The 18261-nt window shown below is 42.6% G+C and carries 15 protein-coding genes and 1 tRNA gene; 2 read left to right on the forward strand and 14 right to left on the reverse strand.

Annotation, left to right across the window (positions count from 1 at the left end; all coding sequences use genetic code 11):
• Nucleotides 1-43: 43 nt before the first annotated feature.
• Entirely contained in the window at nt 44-1291 is a 1248-nt protein-coding gene (locus tag MUN53_RS01160; RefSeq protein WP_243323071.1) for a 3-deoxy-D-manno-octulosonic acid transferase, read from the reverse strand.
• A 36-nt stretch (nt 1292-1327) separates the two neighbouring features.
• Nucleotides 1328-2845, reverse strand: coding sequence for a glutamate--tRNA ligase (gltX, locus tag MUN53_RS01165; protein WP_243323072.1), 1518 nt, complete (start codon nt 2843-2845; stop codon nt 1328-1330).
• 213 nt (nt 2846-3058) lie between these two features.
• Between gltX and MUN53_RS01170 the strand changes: the two genes are divergently transcribed.
• A complete protein-coding gene (locus MUN53_RS01170) occupies nt 3059-5092 on the forward strand; it encodes an HD family phosphohydrolase (protein WP_243323073.1) in 2034 nt (677 codons plus the stop codon).
• Here the strand turns inward: MUN53_RS01170 and MUN53_RS01175 are convergent.
• From MUN53_RS01175 to MUN53_RS01190, 4 genes are all read right to left on the reverse strand, one after another.
• Entirely contained in the window at nt 5064-5561 is a 498-nt protein-coding gene (locus MUN53_RS01175; RefSeq protein WP_243323074.1) for a low molecular weight protein-tyrosine-phosphatase, read from the reverse strand. The two genes, MUN53_RS01170 and MUN53_RS01175, sit on opposite strands and share 29 nt — an antisense overlap.
• A gap of 331 nt (nt 5562-5892) precedes the next feature.
• Nucleotides 5893-8361, reverse strand: coding sequence for a replication restart helicase PriA (priA, locus tag MUN53_RS01180; RefSeq protein ID WP_243323075.1), 2469 nt, complete (start codon nt 8359-8361; stop codon nt 5893-5895).
• An 82-nt stretch (nt 8362-8443) separates the two neighbouring features.
• Nucleotides 8444-9610, reverse strand: a complete 1167-nt coding sequence (locus MUN53_RS01185; RefSeq protein ID WP_243323076.1) for a 6-bladed beta-propeller — start codon at nt 9608-9610, stop codon at nt 8444-8446.
• Between the two features lie 127 nt (nt 9611-9737).
• Nucleotides 9738-10316: a porin family protein gene (locus tag MUN53_RS01190; protein ID WP_022455277.1), complete on the reverse strand. Its 579-nt coding sequence runs from the start codon at nt 10314-10316 to the stop codon at nt 9738-9740.
• Between the two features lie 250 nt (nt 10317-10566).
• Here MUN53_RS01190 and MUN53_RS01195 point away from each other — a divergent pair, with 250 nt between their 5' ends.
• Nucleotides 10567-11742, forward strand: a complete 1176-nt coding sequence (locus tag MUN53_RS01195; RefSeq protein WP_243323079.1) for a 6-bladed beta-propeller — start codon at nt 10567-10569, stop codon at nt 11740-11742.
• Nucleotides 11743-11833: 91 nt separating this feature from the next.
• Here MUN53_RS01195 and MUN53_RS01200 read toward each other — a convergent pair.
• From MUN53_RS01200 to MUN53_RS01235, 8 genes are all read right to left on the reverse strand, one after another.
• Nucleotides 11834-11906: transfer RNA gene (locus tag MUN53_RS01200), tRNA-Thr, on the reverse strand.
• 36 nt (nt 11907-11942) lie between these two features.
• Nucleotides 11943-12404, reverse strand: a complete 462-nt coding sequence (locus tag MUN53_RS01205) for a hypothetical protein (RefSeq protein ID WP_022455275.1) — start codon at nt 12402-12404, stop codon at nt 11943-11945.
• A 59-nt stretch (nt 12405-12463) separates the two neighbouring features.
• Nucleotides 12464-13501, reverse strand: a complete 1038-nt coding sequence (locus MUN53_RS01210) for a DUF6340 family protein (protein ID WP_022455274.1) — start codon at nt 13499-13501, stop codon at nt 12464-12466.
• Between the two features lie 40 nt (nt 13502-13541).
• Nucleotides 13542-14393, reverse strand: coding sequence for a sugar phosphate isomerase/epimerase family protein (locus MUN53_RS01215; protein ID WP_243323081.1), 852 nt, complete (start codon nt 14391-14393; stop codon nt 13542-13544).
• Between the two features lie 152 nt (nt 14394-14545).
• Nucleotides 14546-16024: a glycoside hydrolase family 30 protein gene (locus MUN53_RS01220; protein ID WP_243323082.1), complete on the reverse strand. Its 1479-nt coding sequence runs from the start codon at nt 16022-16024 to the stop codon at nt 14546-14548.
• A gap of 87 nt (nt 16025-16111) precedes the next feature.
• Nucleotides 16112-17305: a 6-bladed beta-propeller gene (locus MUN53_RS01225; RefSeq protein ID WP_243323084.1), complete on the reverse strand. Its 1194-nt coding sequence runs from the start codon at nt 17303-17305 to the stop codon at nt 16112-16114.
• Nucleotides 17306-17357: 52 nt separating this feature from the next.
• Complete coding sequence (locus MUN53_RS01230; RefSeq protein WP_243323086.1) at nt 17358-17540, reverse strand: hypothetical protein; 183 nt, start codon at nt 17538-17540, stop codon at nt 17358-17360.
• A complete protein-coding gene (locus MUN53_RS01235) occupies nt 17524-17754 on the reverse strand; it encodes a hypothetical protein (RefSeq protein ID WP_243323088.1) in 231 nt (76 codons plus the stop codon). The genes MUN53_RS01230 and MUN53_RS01235 overlap by 17 nt, the downstream gene beginning before the upstream one ends.
• Between the last annotated feature and the right edge of the window lie 507 nt (nt 17755-18261).

Below are 18261 nucleotides of genomic sequence, written 5' to 3' on the forward strand. Positions count from 1 at the left end.
CCGGATGTCAATTATCCATTCCTATTCGTTAGCTTACCTGTCGTTAATGTTTCAGAACGGGTAAAATATCGGAAAGTATTTTATCTGTTGCACCTACCTGACTGGCAACAAAGTCGCCTGCTGCTTTTCCGGCTGCCTGCATCACCTCCGGCTGCGTAATAAACTCGTTCATCCTATCTTCAAACTCAGCCATTGAATGGATACAGAAACCACCACCTACAGCAATCAGGTCTTTGGCTTCCTTGAATTTCTTATGGTTCGGACCAAATAATACCGGAATACCATAAACAGCCGCTTCGACTGTATTGTGGATACCAACTCCGAAACCACCACCGATATATGCCATCTCACCATACCGATAAATCGATGACAAGAGACCGAAGCTATCTATAATCAGGCAATCCTTACCTTCCAGATCTTTTTCTGACCGTACTTCAGAAAGGCGGATAAAAGGCCGTTCTAACAATGCCGCGATCGAAACCAAATGGCTTTGATGAATTTCGTGCGGAGCAATGATCAGTTTGATCCGTTCCTGCTTATTGAAATAAGGAATAATTACCTGTTCATCCTGAGGCCAGGAACTGCCGGCCACCAGTGTCAGTAATTTCTCTCCTTTTTCATTATGTACAAATTTGTCAATCAGTGGCAAATCTTTGGCCTGATTACGAACTTCCTGTACCCGGTCAAAACGAGTATCACCGGTCACCGTCACATCATGAATACCATATTCGGCCAGCAGTTCTTTCGAACGTTCATCCTGCACATACAAATGGGTGAAATGATGGAGCATCTTCCGATAAGGTGCCCCAAACCATTGGAAGAACAACTGGTCAGGACGGAAAATAGCGGAGATAATATAAACCGGAATATTCCGTTTCTTAAGAGCAGCCAGATAATTTCCCCAAAATTCATATTTGATAAAGACGGCAGCAACCGGATGTGCCAGCTTCAGGAACTTATTGACCCGATAAGGTGTGTCAAAAGGCAGATAGCAGATGACATCAGCACCGGCATAATTCTTGCGTACCTCATATCCCGACGGAGAAAAGAATGTCAGCAAGATTTTATACTGCGGATACTGCGCCTTGATCTTCTCCATCATAGGACGTCCCTGTTCGAACTCACCCAGTGACGCGGCATGAAACCAAATATATTTCTCGCCCGGCTGAATCTGCGAACGCAAGATTTGGTTAGTACGCCACTGGCCCAGACGCATGGTCCGAGCTTTCTTGTGGAACGGAGCGATCAACTCGATAATCAGGGAGTATAAATGAATAATCAGGCTGTACATACTTCTTGTCTCGTTAACTCACGACCTTATTTCGTCTTATCCCAAAACTTCGATAGCACGTTGGATACGGCGGATAGATTCTTCCTTACCCAAAGCTTCGGTTATATCAAAGATATGCGGACCTTTACCTTCGCCCACCAATGCCAGACGTGTGGCATTCATGATATTACCCAGATGATAACCTTTGCTTTCGATCCAGGCTTTTGCCGCATTTTCCGTACTTTCAATATCAAATGGTTCATGTGCACGCAGTACTTCGATGAACTCAGTCAACTGAGCTGCACTGTCTTCCTTCCAGCGTTTCTTACGAGTCTTTTCGTCGTATTCAGTCGGAGCTACGAAGAAGAACGCACATACATCCCACAAATCCTTGATAAAGCTGACACGGTCTTTCATCATGCCTACCACTTTTTCAACATAAGCAGGATCAGCATCTACTCCATGTTCCTTCAGGATCGGCATAAACAAGGCTGCGATCTCCTTGTTGTCTTTCTTCTGAATATATTGGTGATTGAACCATTTCCCTTTTTCGTAGTCGAACTTCGCACCGCTCTTGCTGCAATGAGACAAGTTGAATGCCTTAATCAGTTCATCCATGCTCATTACTTCCTGATCGTTACCCGGATTCCAACCTAACAAAGCCAAGAAGTTGACAACGGCTTCGGGCAGATAACCGCTTTCACGATAACCTGAAGAAATATCGCCTGTCTTCGGATCGTGCCATTCCAACGGGAAAACCGGGAATCCCAGACGATCACCATCACGCTTACTCAGCTTTCCGTTTCCTTCCGGCTTCAGCAACAATGACAGATGGGCAAATTGAGGCATGGTATCTGCCCAACCGAAATAACGATACAACAGAACATGCAACGGAGCACTCGGCAACCATTCTTCTCCACGGATCACGTGTGTTACTTCCATCAGGTGGTCGTCCACAATATTAGCCAAGTGATAGGTTGGCAACTGATCTGCCGACTTATACAATACCTTATCATCCAGGATTGACGAGTTGATCACCACTTCTCCACGGATCAGGTCGTTCACATGTACATCTTCGTTCGGCTCAATCTTGACACGAACTACATATTGATTACCGGCATCCATTAAAGCCTTCGTTTCTTCTGCCGACAAAGTCAACGAATTGCGCATCTGCAAACGGGTAGATGCGTCATACTGGAAATTCGGAATTTCCTTTCTCTTGGCTTCCAGTTCCTGCGGGGTATCAAATGCGATATAAGCATGACCGGCTTCCAGCAACTGATCAACATATTTCTTATAAATCTCCCGACGTTCACTCTGACGATAAGGACCATAGTTTCCACCGAAACCTACACCTTCATCAAAATGAATACCTAACCAGGTAAGAGCTTCAATGATATAAGCCTCGGCTCCCGGCACGAAACGCTGAGAGTCAGTATCTTCAATACGAAGAATCAAGTCTCCGCCATTTTGCTTGGCAAACAAATAATTGTATAAAGCTGTACGAACTCCTCCGATATGCAAAGCGCCTGTTGGGCTGGGTGCAAAACGGACTCTAACCTTTCTTTGAGTCATAATCATACTTGGATTAAATAATATTGGGGCAAAAGTACGCCTTTTTTTTCTGTTAATAAACTTTTTTGCGTACATTTCGCCTTCAAATGAATTTGTGAAGTTGTAAGGTTACGGGTAAATGAGGTTATAAGGTTATGCAGTTGCAAGTTAACTTTATGCACTCGTCAACGAAAACCGGGTCAACTCGTCAACTCAAAAACTAATAAACGTGATATGAATATTAAGAATTACAACGTACATCCGTCTATATTTTTTATCATCGCAGCCTTGCTGATGGCTTACTTTTTTCCACGTGATGCAAAGTTTAAATATCAGTTTTACGAAGGAAAACCGTGGCGCTACGGTTTGCTGACCGCTCCGACCAACTTTCCTATCTACAAGACAGATGCCCAGGTAAAAGAAGAACAGGACAGCGTACTGAAAAAGTTCCAGCCTTATTACCGGGTGAATCAGGAAATCGAGTCTAATCAAATTGATAAATTGCGGACTGATTATAACAACCGCCTGAACCAACGGGTAACGTCGGCTTATATGCAATACATCGAGAAGATGCTCCAACAGCTATATAGCAACGGTATTATCTCGCCGGAGGAAATGGAAAAGCTCCATGCCCAAGGTTATTCCCAGATTAACCTGTTGCGCAATACGGTTTCTTCGCCGCATTATGTATCAGACTTCTTCACTGTCAAGTCGGCTTATGAGTTTATCATCAACAATTGTCCGTCCAGTCTGAACCGTTCCTTGCTTCAGGCTTGCGATATCAACAACTATCTGATTGAGAATGTCAGCTACGATACGGAGATGTCCGACCGCGTCAAACAAGAATTACTGCAAAGTGTTCCGATTTCGAGTGGTGTCGTGCAGGCTGGAGAGCGTATCGTGGATCGTGGCGAGATTATCGACTCGCAAACGTACAATGTCCTTCGTTCGCTGAAGAAAGTCTATGAATCCAAATCCGGAGGAAATCAGCGGCATCATTTGATGCTTGCCGGACAAATCATCCTCGTCTTCGGTATTATCTTCTGCTACTGGCTGTATCTTTGGTCATTCCGTATCAAGTTCATGCATAACCGACGGAATGCCTTTTTCCTGATATGCTGTATTTTCGTACCGGTTTTCCTGACCGAGATATGCGTCACTTACAGCATCTTCAACATTTATATTATTCCGTATGCCATTGTTCCGATCGTCGTCCGTACCTTCTTCGATTCGCGGACAGCCTTGTTCACCCATCTGATTGCGGTACTGATCAGTTCGATCATGGCACCTTTCCCGCACGAGTTCCTCATCCTGCAGATCATTGCCGGCATGGTGGTAACTTTCAGTTTGCGCGAATTATCCGAACGTTCCCAGCTGATGCGCTGTTCGTTCTTTGTTTTCCTATCTTACAGCTTATCCTACCTCGGACTCGGTCTCTATCAGGATGCCGATCTGAACAAGATTCATTGGGTGATGATGCTTTATTTCGGAATCAACCTCATCCTGCTTATGTTTACTTACGTCCTAGTCTATATGCTGGAAAAGACATTCGGTTATTTATCTACCATCACGCTGGTGGAACTGTCGAATATCAATTCGGGTATCCTGAAGAAACTGAGTGAAACTTGTCCCGGCACCTTCCAGCATTCCTTGCAAGTATCCATCATTGCTTCCGAGGCTGCTGCCAAGATAGGAGCCAATGCTCAACTGGTCAGAACCGGAGCCATGTATCATGATATCGGGAAAATGTGTAATCCGATCTTCTTCACCGAAAATCAGAACCAGCAGAATCCGCACGACGGCTTGTCGTTCGAAGAAAGTGCGCAGATGGTGATCAGTCATGTAACCGAAGGTGTCAAGATTGCTGAAAAGGCTTCTTTACCGAAAGAAATCATTGACTTTATCCGTACGCACCACGGACGCGGTAAAGCCAAATATTTCTATAATTCCTTCAAGAACAAATATCCTGACCGGGAAGTGAAAGACGAATTGTTTACTTATCCCGGTCCGAATCCGTTCTCTAAAGAAACTGCTATCGTGATGATGGCCGACTCGGTCGAAGCCGCTTCACGCAGTCTAAAAGAGCACACCGTGGAAGGTATCCAGCAATTGGTCAATAAAATCATTGAGACACAGATTGCCGACGGATTGTTGAAGAATGCTCCGCTTACCTTCCGGGATGTGGAATCCGTTAAACAAGTCTTCATCGAGAAGCTGAAGATCATGTACCACACCCGTATCAGTTATCCTGACTTGAAGAAGAAATAACACGGGCCAAAAGTCCTCGGCAGGCATCTTCCAGCAGGTCGAGGACAAGTTCAAAGCCTTCGGCTCCGCTATAATAAGGATCGGGTACATAATCATAAAGGCCGTTCGTCGAATATTCCATCATCTGATGAATTTTCTGTTCGGTAACCAAATCAGGAGCTTTCTCTTTCAGATCATCGATATTCCGGTTGTCCATGCCGATAATCAGGTCGAAATCATAGAAATCCTGTGTCCGGACCGGACGGGAAATAGAATCCAACCGATATCCCCGGCGGATAGCATGGGCACGCATCCGAGGATCGGCAGGCTCGCCTTCATGATAACCGATAATCCCTGCCGAATCAATCAGAAAACGGTCTTCCATTCCGGCATCTTTCACCAACTTCTTCATCACTGCCTCTGCCGATGGTGAGCGGCAAATATTTCCGAGACAAACAAATAGGATTTTGTATTTCTTTTCCATATACATTGAGTTTTTAAGTTTTTGACTTGCTTTATTCGTCAATATTCAATCGACTAGGAGACAAAGGTAACGAATAAACTTGGATCTGAACCCTATTCGTTTTTTCAACGGCAGTTTATCTATCCATCGAAAAAGGCAGATTTTTTTGAAAAGCTAACCACCAAACTTATCTTTCCTATTACATTTTCTTTGTTCGCCCATGGCGAACATATAATCACCCACTCCGAACGTATATTCGCCCTGGGCGAATATAAAAACGCCGGCAGCAAATAAAGTTTATCCTGTAAGAAACGAAAAGAATCCGTGTATGCGGATAAAAAAGAAGATAAGAAGAATCCTACAAGGGATCTACATCATAATGTACCAGTAATTGACGGAACTCCGTGCTCTGGCGCATCTCCTGCTGCACGGACTCCAGTATTTCACGGACTTGCGGAATAGAAGCTGCAATCTCGATTTTCATGATGATCTTGCGAATATGAAGCAATTGAATATAGGAAACCGGCGGCGTAACGGGACCAAGTACACGGTCGCCCAAACGCCGGCGTAACCGTTCGGCATACAGCCTTGACAGTTCGTCGAGCACTGTCGGATTCTTCGAGCGAAGAACCAGGATAATCAGGCGGTAATAAGGCGGATAACGGAACATGCTCCGTTCCGTCAGTTGCCAACTGACCATTTCTTTATACGTTCGTTGCTGTACCATCTGAATCAAGGGATGATCAGGTTGTGAAGTTTGCAAGACCACCACACCCTGCTTATCTCGTCTTCCGGTCCGACCGCTCACCTGCATCATCAGCTGGAAAGCCCTTTCATGCGCCCGAAAGTCCGGATAATTCATCAGTCCGTCGGCATTCAAAATACCCACCACGCTCACGTGACCAAAATCCAACCCTTTCGAAATCATTTGCGTACCGATCAGAATATCCGTTTTCTGCTTCTCAAAGTCGCCGATGATCCGTTCATAGGCTGTACGCGTACGGGCTGTATCCAAATCCATACGAGCCGTTCGTGCAGCCGGAAAGAGCGAGGCGATCTCTTCTTCCACCTTTTCGGTACCAAAGCCCAACGGACGAATATTTACCGAATGACATTCCGGACACTCGGACGGCACACGAATGGTATAACCACAATAATGGCATACTAGCTTCTGATGAAACTTATGATAGGTCATGCTCACATCACAATGCTGGCAACGGGGAATCCAGCCGCAGTCCTTACATTCAATCATCGGAGCAAAGCCACGACGGTTCTGAAACAAGATTACCTGTTGTCCGGCTTCGAGCGCCTGGCGCATCTTCTCTACCAAGATTGGAGAGAAAAGTGTATCCTTCATCTGTTTCCTCCTTTTCAGTTCACGGATATTGACCAGGATCATCTCGGGAGGCGAAGCAGCTCCGTAACGAACCGGCAACTCAACCAAACCGAACTTACCGGTCATGGCGTTGAAATACGAATCGATCGATGGAGTAGCTGAGCCCAACAATACTTTGCCTCCATGCATCTGTGCCAGAATAATAGCCGCATTACGGGCATGATAACGAGGCGCCGGATCTTGTTGTTTGTAAGTCGTCTCGTGTTCCTCATCAACAATAATTAATCCCAGGCTACTAAACGGCAGGAAGATCGACGAACGTACACCCAAAACCAGCATCGGACCTTTGCCATGCAACAGCTTGTTCCATACTTCCACCCGTTCGTTGTCCGAGAATTTAGAATGATATACCAACAACTGATCCCCGAATATCTTCACCAGACGGTCGGTTATCTGCGTCGTAATCGCAATCTCGGGCAAGAGATAAAGCACTTGTCTCCCACTTCTCAAGACCTGCCGGATCAGATGAATATAGATTTCGGTCTTACCCGACGAAGTAACTCCATGTAAAAGGCAAACTTCCTTCTCGGCAAAGACATCCTGGATCTTCCCGTATGCCGCCTGTTGTTCGTCGGTCAAGGCGTGCGGTTCTTCCAAACGACACATCCTTGCCTGCAAGCGACTGACTTCTTTCTCATAACTCTGCAAGATACCTCGTTTCAGTAAACCATCAAGGATCGCAGCACTTTGCCCGCTTTTCTCCAATAATTCCTTTTTCGAGACTTCTTGTCTTAACACCGGATTCAAAGTGTGAGTCAAATCGAGAAAGCAGACCAGCAATTGCTCTTGTTTCTTTGCCCGTTTCACTGCATCAAAGGCTTCCTGCATCCGGTCTTCGGTGGCCCAGTCAGGATGTAGCCGAACATACGTTTGCGTCTTGGGGACAAAACCTTGCTTCAGTTCCTCACTTACGCTCACAGCACCTTTCCCCATCAACGAAGCAATAATCGGAACAATGTTACGCAAACCGGTTTTCTTCTCCAAATCAGAAACCGTCTGCTTGAGCACATTCCGTCCGAAAGCATCTAATACCGCCTGTTCGTTAGGTTTCAACGGAGCATCAGCCTCAAAGTCCGGGTTATAAGTAACCGTTGTCTCACTTTCCAGTTTCAGGCCTGAAGGCAAGGCAGCCTTATAAACATCGCCCAATTTACAGATATAATACGAGGCAATCCATTCCCAGAAGCGTAATTGCGGACGACGTAAAATAGGTGTCGCATCCAAAATCGAAAAGATTTCCTTCACTTCATAGTCCGTTTGCGGCTGACGATCGTGCACATCTACCACAATCGCCGTGTAAAAGCGTTTCTTTCCGAAATGCACAATCACACGACTGCCACGGACCACCAGCGGCTCCAAGTCGGCCGGAATCCGATACGTATATTGATTCTCCAGCGGAAGCGGGAGTATGACATCTGCGTAGGTACTCATTGCGAAGGACAAAAATAAGAAAAATCAGCCACTCTATCAATCCGACTGATTTTACCCACAAGAAAAGTTTAGATTTCACCCTTCAGAACTTCTCTTTAAACGTGAACTCCAATATGACAGGATTATCTTCAGGTGAAAGCATCTTTAATCTCTCATACTTCTCTTTTCCGATAAATTCGGTCAACTTGGGATTCAATTCCATATTTTCAACCATCATAGCAGCCCAAAAGGAGTCTCCTGAAGAATCTTTTATCGGCAGAAAGGTACTTCCAAACAAATCGTCCTTTATCTGGACATTTGTCATTTTCTTAGTTGCTTTCTCATAAAGCACCCATGCCCAAGCATGAAATCCGATCCCATAGCCAAATAACAAATAGGCAGGCGTCTCAAAAACACTATTCATGTTCCACTGCAAAGAAGGATGTTCCTGAATATATTTGTCAATCTCCTCTCCGGGCATATTATCCAGCTTTTCAGATGGAAGACTATTGCCCGTCAGGTGCACACAATACTTAGGATATATTTGCTTATTCTTTATACAATAAATCGTATCATTGAAAGTATAGCTAAAAGTTACGCTTCCATCAGGCTGAGGAGAAAATGGATGTGAAGAACCAAAAGATACTTTTGTCATGTTAGGTTTATAATAACCTATTATATCCGATTTAAACCAAGTCTTCTTTTGATCATTTGTTGTCAATAAAGTCAAATCGCCTGTCATAAATCCATCCTCATTATGAGCGTTGTCGTTTTTTCCTGTATAAAAATAGATATCATAATCTTCATCAACATACCAATCGGTGAAGCCTATCTGATAATCTCTCTTTCCTAAATAATTTCCATGATAATCGAATCGCATAAAATTGGTATTATTCGAAAGCCAGACTTCATTGTGTAGTTTGTCTATTGAAAACATTTGCGGATGTTGTATGTCGTCTGGTCCATTTCCTTTTTGTACCAGCTTTCTTATAAATTGTCCGTTCTCATCAAATTGAGAAACCAGCTGATTATATCCGTCTAGCACAAAGATATTCCCATCATCATATCCTAAATCTGCAATCGAGCCAATCAACGATTGATCGGTAGTTTCTAAAGGTATTACTCGAATGGACTCCACTAATTCAGATAAATTCTTTACTTCATATTGGTCATCAACAAAAAGTTCAATCAGATCACCGCTTTTATTTCCAGGCTGATGACGACATGCACAAAGCAATGTTAGAATAAATAAGAGATAAATGTTTTTCATGAAAAATATTATTGGTCGTATTACAATTTTCTAACGTTAAACACGACCTAAAAATAACACAAAAAACCGACAAACTAAAGTTTTTCACTTCATTTGTCGGTTTTCTATTTTAAGTAAACGTTTTTCCTTAGAACAAGATCGCAGCCGAAATCATCCAACCACGGTTTTTACCGTCAATTTTCAACTGCTTCACGCTATAATTGTCGGTCAAGCCCAACTGATAAGTCGCACTAATCTGTAAATGCTGAATCAATTCCACACCAGCACCCAGATTCAATCCGGCACTGAACGATTTGGATTCGATTTGGTCACTCAAAACATCCCAGATTTTACCACCTCCCAAGCGGAAACCCACATATGGACCAGCAGCAGCAAACACCTTCACGGCTGGAATACCAATCTTCCATTTCAAATTGACCGGAACATTCAAATAATCCGACTTAATCTTCTGCGTACCTATTTCCATACCTGTTTGCGAATACAGGATAGAAGCATCAAAGCCCAATCCAATAAACGGAGCCATCAACTCGATTGTTGGTCCGATATGGAAACCGGTCAGGTTATCAGTAGAAAAAGTTTCCGGTAAATCCGAAAAATGGATGCTCGAAATATTGGCACCACCTTTAATACCCCACTTAAACTGGGCTTGAGCCGGAACAGCCATCCAGGCGACCAACGCCAATATCAACAAATAAACTCGCTTCATACTTTCTGCTTTTAATGATTATCTATTTATGTAAACAAAGATAATGCATACAATGTTGAGAAAAAACAGTAATCTTTAAAAACAGGTAAACAGATAAATGAATCGGAAATCAAGATTGACTGATCCTGTAAGAGTTAAAGATGCTCAAAACCTAATTCATCTTATTGTTTAATTCGGTGTTCTTTTATTCCTTTGGACATCCTTTTATTGGTGCATTTTTCAATTGGTATTTACGTATATGACTAACGATATGAAAAAAATATTCCTTTTAATATGGTGTTTGAATTTCTTCAACTGTTTTTCACAGACACCGATTGAAATTAGCTTGGATCCGGAAGAAATAGAAGTGTCAGATTTGGGATTGGGAGATATTGCTGAATCGATCGAATATATTCCATTGGAAACGAAAGACGAATGTTTGATAGGCGAGAATGTGTATTTTGATTTTGACGAAACTCATATCATAATTGGTTATTATAATTGTAATACACTTTATCTTTTTGATAGGCAAGGGCATTTCATTCGTACAATAGGAACTAAAGGTGAAGGCCCACGAGAATTTAATGGCATACATAACATTTTCCTCAATTCAAATCACATTGTGATAGATGATGCTAGTAAAGTTCTTATTTTTGATAAGGAAGGAAATTTTATTTGGTCTACATCTTTTCCTATTGATGATAGATATGTCGCATCTTATTTTAATGAACAATTTTTACGTGTAGCAGAAAGTTATATTTTTCGGGATTCGACCTATTATGTTTATGATATCTATAATCAAACAGGAAATCTAGTAAAGGAAGCTATACCATCTGTTTCTATTTCCCTAAAAAAAGATTCTCAATGGCGTCTTTCTTATAAATGCAAAGAAATAAATCCGGTTTATATCTATCAGAATCAGTTGCATGTACGGGAATATCTGAACGATACGGTATATACGATCAATGGGTTGAACCAATTCATTCCTAAGTATGTACTTAATTTGGGGAAGTACAAAATAACACCCGAAATACAAGCCGATATAAAGAACTTCGAGAATCATATCAATAACAAAGTTGTTATTACAGAGATTGCAGAGACATCCAACAAGCTGTTGATGCACTATTTTTATAAGTGGAAATTTCATAGTTGTTATTATGACAAAAAAGAACGTAAGGTGTATAAGTTCGCAAGTGATGGTTTCCCGAATGATTATGATGGAGGAATTGATTTCTTAAATATGTATCCAATTTATGGTCAAAAGAATAACTATATCAGAACCTGTTTTCAGGCAGGTGAGTTTATTGATAAAGGAGAAAAGTGTTTATCAAAGAAGCGACCAGCTAAAGGCCCTAAATCTGCTGTGAATAGATTTAAAGATTTAGTTATGAAAAAAGTTGATGCAGAGGATAATCCAGTTCTGATGATTGTAAAACTTAAAGATTGATATATTATAGGGAAAACAAGAAAATCCCCAAATACGCATTCAGACATAAAAAAAGCAGTTACCTTCAAAAAGATAACTGCTTTATAATTAGAGCCGAAAACGGGACTCGAACCCGTGACCTACGCATTACGAATGCGTTGCTCTACCAACTGAGCCATTTCGGCAATGATTTTTCTTAAACCGCCGCAAAGATATAAACTCTATTCGACATCTGAAAGAAGTTTAGCCAAAAAATCATCTAAATCTGCATCCAAATCTTTCAGAAGCGGATCGTCAAGACGCAAGGTATCGTCGTCGAGGAACAACAGTTCTTCAATGACAACAAACGATTCGTCGGTCAGACTAATTGACAACGGTTTGACAAAGTGCGAATTCTCAAATACATTCTTGGAAGCCAAAGCAGACAAGGCTTGTTTCACAGCCGAAGCAACACGTTTATTGAAAACGGATTCTTCTTCCGAGTTGTTTACCCAATCAAAAATGATGGTTTTGTCAACCAGATTCTCTTCTTCATCATACACCTGCAGTTCTCCACTTTCTGCATCAGCCTGCAGATAAATATCACTGATGTCATTGAGTTTGGTATCTTCCACCATTTTCTGGATGGCTGAAGTCAGAAATGATTCTAAAACCGATTGTATTTGCGACGGACTTGCTGCCATAATTATAATCCTTTCTTTATTTTATTCATTTGAATTACCAAAAGTAGTAATAATTTGGATTATCTGCTACCAATTTGTGTATTTAGTTTCTTATCTGCCAGAATTCGTTCTTTCAGTACCTCAGCATAAGCCTTCAACAATTCTGTATTCCGGTTCTTTTCGCCTTCGGAGGCCAGAAACAACTCATACGATTTCTGTGCCCATTCATGTGCAGATTTCAATTGGCTTTGCATTTCGTAGCAAAGCGCAATATTGGAAGCCAACTTGGCCTGCTGGCTTTTCGAAGATGTAACCTCGAAGACCCGTTTCCAAATTGCCTCGGCTTGTTCCCACTTACTGGATGAAGCGAATGCGGCCGCTTCTTTCCAACGTGAATTGGCATTATTATAATACCAACGTGTTTCTTCACTCCAATGAGGAACGAAATAACCCGAAACTTTACCGCCCAATGCCGAAGCCGCTATCCGTAATGCCTCGTTGGCCGTTGGCAGATAATAATTCAACATCCGCAAATTCTCGGCAGCTTGCTGAAACTCGACCGAATCTTCTATCAACACCGTAGCCAAGGCATTGTCACGCCCCGGCAAATAGGCCCGCATGATTCCTTGCATCTTCACGGTGATGGTTCCACTCAAAAAACCGGCACCAACATTCACATCCTCACGTTCCATCGCGAAAAGCATCTTATCCAACGAGATAATAGCATCCGCTCCATTTGAACGGCATAAAGATGCCACCTGATCGCGCGTCAGTTTCCGATCCATCAAACTGCTTCCCGAATCACGCAACGGATCATGAAAAAGGAGAACATCCTCAAAATAAGAAGCATCCAGCATAGAGGTTCCACAAGCGGCGCACAAATCGAACAAAGCACTGTCGGCCTTTGCCTGTGCCGTATCCTGAACTACTCCCAACAGGGAATAAGTATAACCCGACTTTTCGGGCTGCGCCATCGCATTATTCACCATCAATACCTTCCGGACATCCTGTGGAAAAGTAACCTCACCCGGATTACAGGTTTCGATCCCTACATAATTGATTCCTCCACAAGCTGTCAACAAGAACGACAAGCCTCCTAAGTATATCTCCTTTTTCATATATCACCCAATTACTGAAGGCAAGTTGCCTTCACTGTCATCAAATTAATTCACTTACAGCCTTGAAATACCCGATCGACTCGGCAATTCCGAGGAAAGGATCTTTCATGTCTTTCTCGTATTCCAAGCTGCATTTACCTGTATAATTCACCTTCCTCATCATCTGGATCAAGGCAGGGAAATCAATCTTTCCGCGTCCTATTTCGATACCGCGTCCGGCTTTAGTCGAATCGGTCACATCCTTGATGTGCATATCGAATACACGCGTATGATACTTCTCCAAATCAGTTACCGGATTACAGCCATTACGCAAGTCATGGCCTACATCCAGACACATGCCGATACGCGGATCCAAATCCTTCGTATGCTTCCAGACGTCGGTTGCATCCGGATAAGTCTTGATATCGGGTCCGTGCAAATGGATCGCATAATGGAAATCGTATTCCTTTACTTTCTTATCCACATAAGGCAACAGCTCATAATTAGGAACACCGACAATCAGCTTCACTCCTACCCGTTTGGCATATTCGAAAGCTCGGTCGATCTCCGCCTCACTCTTCATGTAAATTGGTCCCACGGCATAACCGGTAACACCAAATTCGGCACAACGGGCATGGAAAGCCTTGATCTGTTCGTCCGTACTATCCAATGGCAAATGGAAATCCTTGATACACAAATAATGGACATCCAGTCGCTGCATCGTGCGAAGCGTCGTATCTAAGTCGAAATTGACGAATGTATAACCTGCCATTCCCAATTGGAACGGATTGACTGACTTAGGTGCCTTCGGAATAATCCGCGACTTTTCTTCGGCGTGCGACATGGCTGATGTACCCAACAACAAGGCGCCTGCCAAACTCTGTTTGAAGAATTTTCTCCTCGTATTGTTCATATATATCAGAATTAAAGTTGAATCATTTGAAGCAAATGTACACAAAAAAAGTAGTTGCTTCCTATGAAACAACTACTTTTTCTTTCTCCAACCTTAATTTTTAAGGGTGATTATCTCTTATTAGGAAAGCGGCAAGTACCTGCTTTGCCTCTTTATTTCCGCCAAAGAAACGTATTGATTGAACGCGGAGCGAGTTGTGGAGCATAGACTTGTCCGTCGACAGAGAACGGATATACTTTCGGTTCGGCAGATTCATTCGATACCACCACTACGATACTCTGATCCGGATTAACAAATGCCAGTAATCCTTTTGCATCGCCATCGGCCGCCAGCTTGAAAGCGCGCGGTTGCACATAGTGACTGACGTGCTTCATGATATAATATTCCGGAGTATAGCGATAGGATTTCCGCTCTGCATCGACTACTACCAAAGAGTTCTGAGCCCAGCCCCAGCGACTGATACCTCCGTCTTCGAGCGAGATATTCCAATACAGATAAGCCGAAGTTCCGTTGTTCAGATAATGCTGCATCAACTGCCAGGCGTACAATGCCGCGTTCCAGGTATTCTTTCCGTCGCCACACTCCTGCTCTGTCTGGTACAGCTTCAACGCTGGATAACGCTGGTGAATGGAAGCGATGACTCCTTTCCCGGCCCATTGGAAACCGACGCCACGGATGTACTTGCTACTCTCCGGATCATTCAGCAAGGTATCTACCAAGGCGGCATTCGGACGTTCCATCGTTCCGAACATCACTTCGATACCTTTCTCTTCCATGGCCGGGCCCAGATAGTTACCCACAAACTCGGCCAGTCCGGCTGCCGTCCAGCAACAACTCGGGAATATCTGTGCCGAATTGAATTCATTCTGCGGCATCACCATCGAGATGTTAATGCCTTCTTTCCGATAGGCATCGATGAATTTGGAGAAATAAAGCGCATAGGCCGAGAAATATTCCGGCTCACAGATGAACATATCCGTTCCTTCACGCCCCTGACGATCTTCCGGCAAACCATTATCCACAATGGTTGTCATATACGTACTTTCGCCCTCTTGCAGTTTCTTGTTCAGGCTGCCCGCCGTTTTCGGAGTCGAAACACTTGCATAATGCTGGTTATGCTTCATCCACGAAGGTGGCGACCACGGAGAAGCCCACAGCTTCAAATCCGCATTATACTTCAAGGCATTTTGGATAAACGGAATCAGCGTCTGTTTATCATTGGCTATCGTAAACGACTCCATGGCAAAATCGCCCGCCTGTTCATCATACGAATACCAGTCGCGTGAGAAATCGTTGGCGCCTACCGGCATACGAGCGATGGTGAAGTTGGCCCCGAAGTCGGGATAAAACAATTCTTCGAGTACCCTTTCCCGATCGGCCGGTTCGAGTTTATTCAACGACATCCAGCCCAACTCATTGAAACAGGCCCCAAAGCCTTCGATCTGCTGTTGCACATCGGTTGTCTTGATCGAGACCAAAGGTTCCACACTCGCCTCTGCCACCGGAAGCGGTTCTTCCGTTTGCCAACAAGCCGTTTCCGTAGAAGCGACCCATTCTAACTGGGGTTTGCCCTGGCAAGAAAGCAAACCACCTACCAAAATAATTGAACCAAGTAATGTATGTGTTTTCATATAAACCCTTTAAAATTTGACGACAATAGAATTTATATCCATAAAACTGAAGATTAAAATGAAGATTACACTCAGATGCAAAGGTAATCATTCCTTTACTTTAACCATAAACAAAACCGGATTACATTCATCCGTATCTATGTTCGGTAATTTCTCTTCGATCATTTTTCTTAGTTCATCTGCCTTTTCTTTAGTTAGAACCCCTTCTTTTATCCGATTATCAAAATGATCCATGCTTCTTTGTATACCTTCTGCATCTCGTAGTAAAAGCAGGTAGTCTTTATACTGGCCTATAGGATGGCCACTTCCTATAAACAGAAAATCGTCGTTCCAATACTGGTAAGTCTTGACTTCTTTTTTCACTTTGTCATAAATGGTCAGAACGGGGATAATCACATTGACACTTTTGATAAAGACCTTATCGTTGATTTCAAAAATATCTTTAATTCCTGCAATTGTCTTTTTTTCCAAGAGGATATCTATGGGGCGGCGAACATGTAACTTTATATCTTCCCTATCCTCTGGTGTCATGCTCTTGTCCTTATAGTCGATATAATATAAAGGGGATAATTTTCCATCCGACAAAACAAAAACTGAGTCATTCATATCTTGTGCAAACAGTATATCATTTTCTCTTTTACGGAATATACAGTTATGAGTATGCCGTTTTTCAGCATCGTTCAATATATGATAATGTTTTCCAATCAGTTCCCCATTCATGTCTTTAATAACCAGCGAATAGAGAGGGTCACAAAAAAGAGGATGCTCTGTATACAAATAGAACAACCCGTCTTGGTATTCAAAAAGACTGGCATAATAATTCATAGGAATACTTTTCACAAATTGGTTGTCAAAGGTAAAAACCAATATCTTACCCCGAGGTTGATCAAGCAAATAAATCAGCTTGTCTTTTTCATTGATAGAGAAATCAAACAATGCCAAACATTCTTCAGGTCCTTGACCCTGATTGCCTATTCGGTATAAAAATTTACCATTACGGTCGAATGTGTAAATGCCTCCCCTATTTGATTTATCCTGGACAAAAATAAAGTCTTCAGACAGCACCACTTTTCTGATTCCCCCCAAAATGGATTCATCCGTAAATTCTAATGGAACCATTTCTACTGCTTCCGCAAACTCAGAAAACCTTCCGTTGTAGGTTTCAAAGTCGGTTATCGGAATAGTCTCCATACCCGATAGATTTTTAACCTCGTTTTGTCTCTGGGTACAGCCACACAAAAACAGGCTGAATACGATGGATAATAAAAGATATTTTTTCATTTTCTTGAAGTATAAAGTTAGTTGAGAATTATTTGATTTCAACATAAAAAGACTACTCATACGCCGGATTCAATTTATAAAACACCAATGCCGGATTTGTATCATCCGTACCCGCATTCATGATTTTCAGATACTCTTTATTGAGCAAATGCGCGTTTTCCTTGATAGGAACAGGGATGAATGAGGTGACAAAATAGTCGCCATACAGGCAAATGGGATTACCGATCGAAAACATACCTTTTTTCAACACTTGATTCCGTGTACGACAAGGCTTTCATATCGGTCGCATCAATCTCGGTATAACCACTTTCAACCCGAGGAATATTACCGACATTATCACTGACCACCAGTTGTATTTTCTGTTGATCCACTTCCGGAGATGCTTGTTTTTTACCTGTACAGGAGAACCCCAAGACTAAGGTTACCAAAATAGAAATGTGTTTGTTCATCGTATTTTGTTTTTTAGATTAATGATTTTTTTCACTTCCAACGATAAGAAAAAAGGCCGACAAGTACATCAGGTCTTAACGTGTAAAACATAGTATTCGCTTTCATACAATGGCTAAATTGTGAGATTTTATCAACTGATTATAAATTCGCATAGCCTAGAGAAAAATCATACTAAGCCTTACACAAAAGTAGCTTTTTTTAAATAAAAACAAATGTTTTTTGAGAAAATCATTCCTCATTCTTTCTTCTTTTCCACTTTTTATTATACTTTTATCGGCGTGAGCGATCTTTGTTTTGCTTCAAAGTTTCCGTGTAAGCTGCACGAAGTCGGTGTAGGGCTACAGAAGTCCCATGCAGGCTGCACGGCGTTTTTGTAGCCCTACAAAAGCTTCTTGCAGGCTGCACGGCGTTTCCGTAGGCCTACAAAAGTCTCTTGCAAGCTGCATGGCGTTTCCGTAGGCCTACGACGGGTTCTTGCAGGCTACACGGGGTTTTTGTAGGGCTAC

It is taken from the genome of Parabacteroides faecalis (genome assembly GCF_022809355.1).
GTDB classification, from domain to species: domain Bacteria; phylum Bacteroidota; class Bacteroidia; order Bacteroidales; family Tannerellaceae; genus Parabacteroides; species Parabacteroides faecalis.

Coding starts and splice junctions, on each gene's coding strand:
- MUN53_RS01160 (WP_243323071.1), bottom strand. CDS start 1,291: ATGTACAGCCTGATTATTCATTTATACTCCCTGATTATCGAGTTGATC.
- gltX (WP_243323072.1), bottom strand. CDS start 2,845: ATGACTCAAAGAAAGGTTAGAGTCCGTTTTGCACCCAGCCCAACAGGC.
- MUN53_RS01170 (WP_243323073.1), top strand. CDS start 3,059: ATGAATATTAAGAATTACAACGTACATCCGTCTATATTTTTTATCATC.
- MUN53_RS01175 (WP_243323074.1), bottom strand. CDS start 5,561: ATGTATATGGAAAAGAAATACAAAATCCTATTTGTTTGTCTCGGAAAT.
- priA (WP_243323075.1), bottom strand. CDS start 8,361: ATGAGTACCTACGCAGATGTCATACTCCCGCTTCCGCTGGAGAATCAA.
- MUN53_RS01185 (WP_243323076.1), bottom strand. CDS start 9,610: ATGAAAAACATTTATCTCTTATTTATTCTAACATTGCTTTGTGCATGT.
- MUN53_RS01190 (WP_022455277.1), bottom strand. CDS start 10,316: ATGAAGCGAGTTTATTTGTTGATATTGGCGTTGGTCGCCTGGATGGCT.
- MUN53_RS01195 (WP_243323079.1), top strand. CDS start 10,567: ATGAAAAAAATATTCCTTTTAATATGGTGTTTGAATTTCTTCAACTGT.
- MUN53_RS01205 (WP_022455275.1), bottom strand. CDS start 12,404: ATGGCAGCAAGTCCGTCGCAAATACAATCGGTTTTAGAATCATTTCTG.
- MUN53_RS01210 (WP_022455274.1), bottom strand. CDS start 13,501: ATGAAAAAGGAGATATACTTAGGAGGCTTGTCGTTCTTGTTGACAGCT.
- MUN53_RS01215 (WP_243323081.1), bottom strand. CDS start 14,393: ATGAACAATACGAGGAGAAAATTCTTCAAACAGAGTTTGGCAGGCGCC.
- MUN53_RS01220 (WP_243323082.1), bottom strand. CDS start 16,024: ATGAAAACACATACATTACTTGGTTCAATTATTTTGGTAGGTGGTTTG.
- MUN53_RS01225 (WP_243323084.1), bottom strand. CDS start 17,305: ATGAAAAAATATCTTTTATTATCCATCGTATTCAGCCTGTTTTTGTGT.
- MUN53_RS01230 (WP_243323086.1), bottom strand. CDS start 17,540: ATGTTTTCGATCGGTAATCCCATTTGCCTGTATGGCGACTATTTTGTC.
- MUN53_RS01235 (WP_243323088.1), bottom strand. CDS start 17,754: ATGAACAAACACATTTCTATTTTGGTAACCTTAGTCTTGGGGTTCTCC.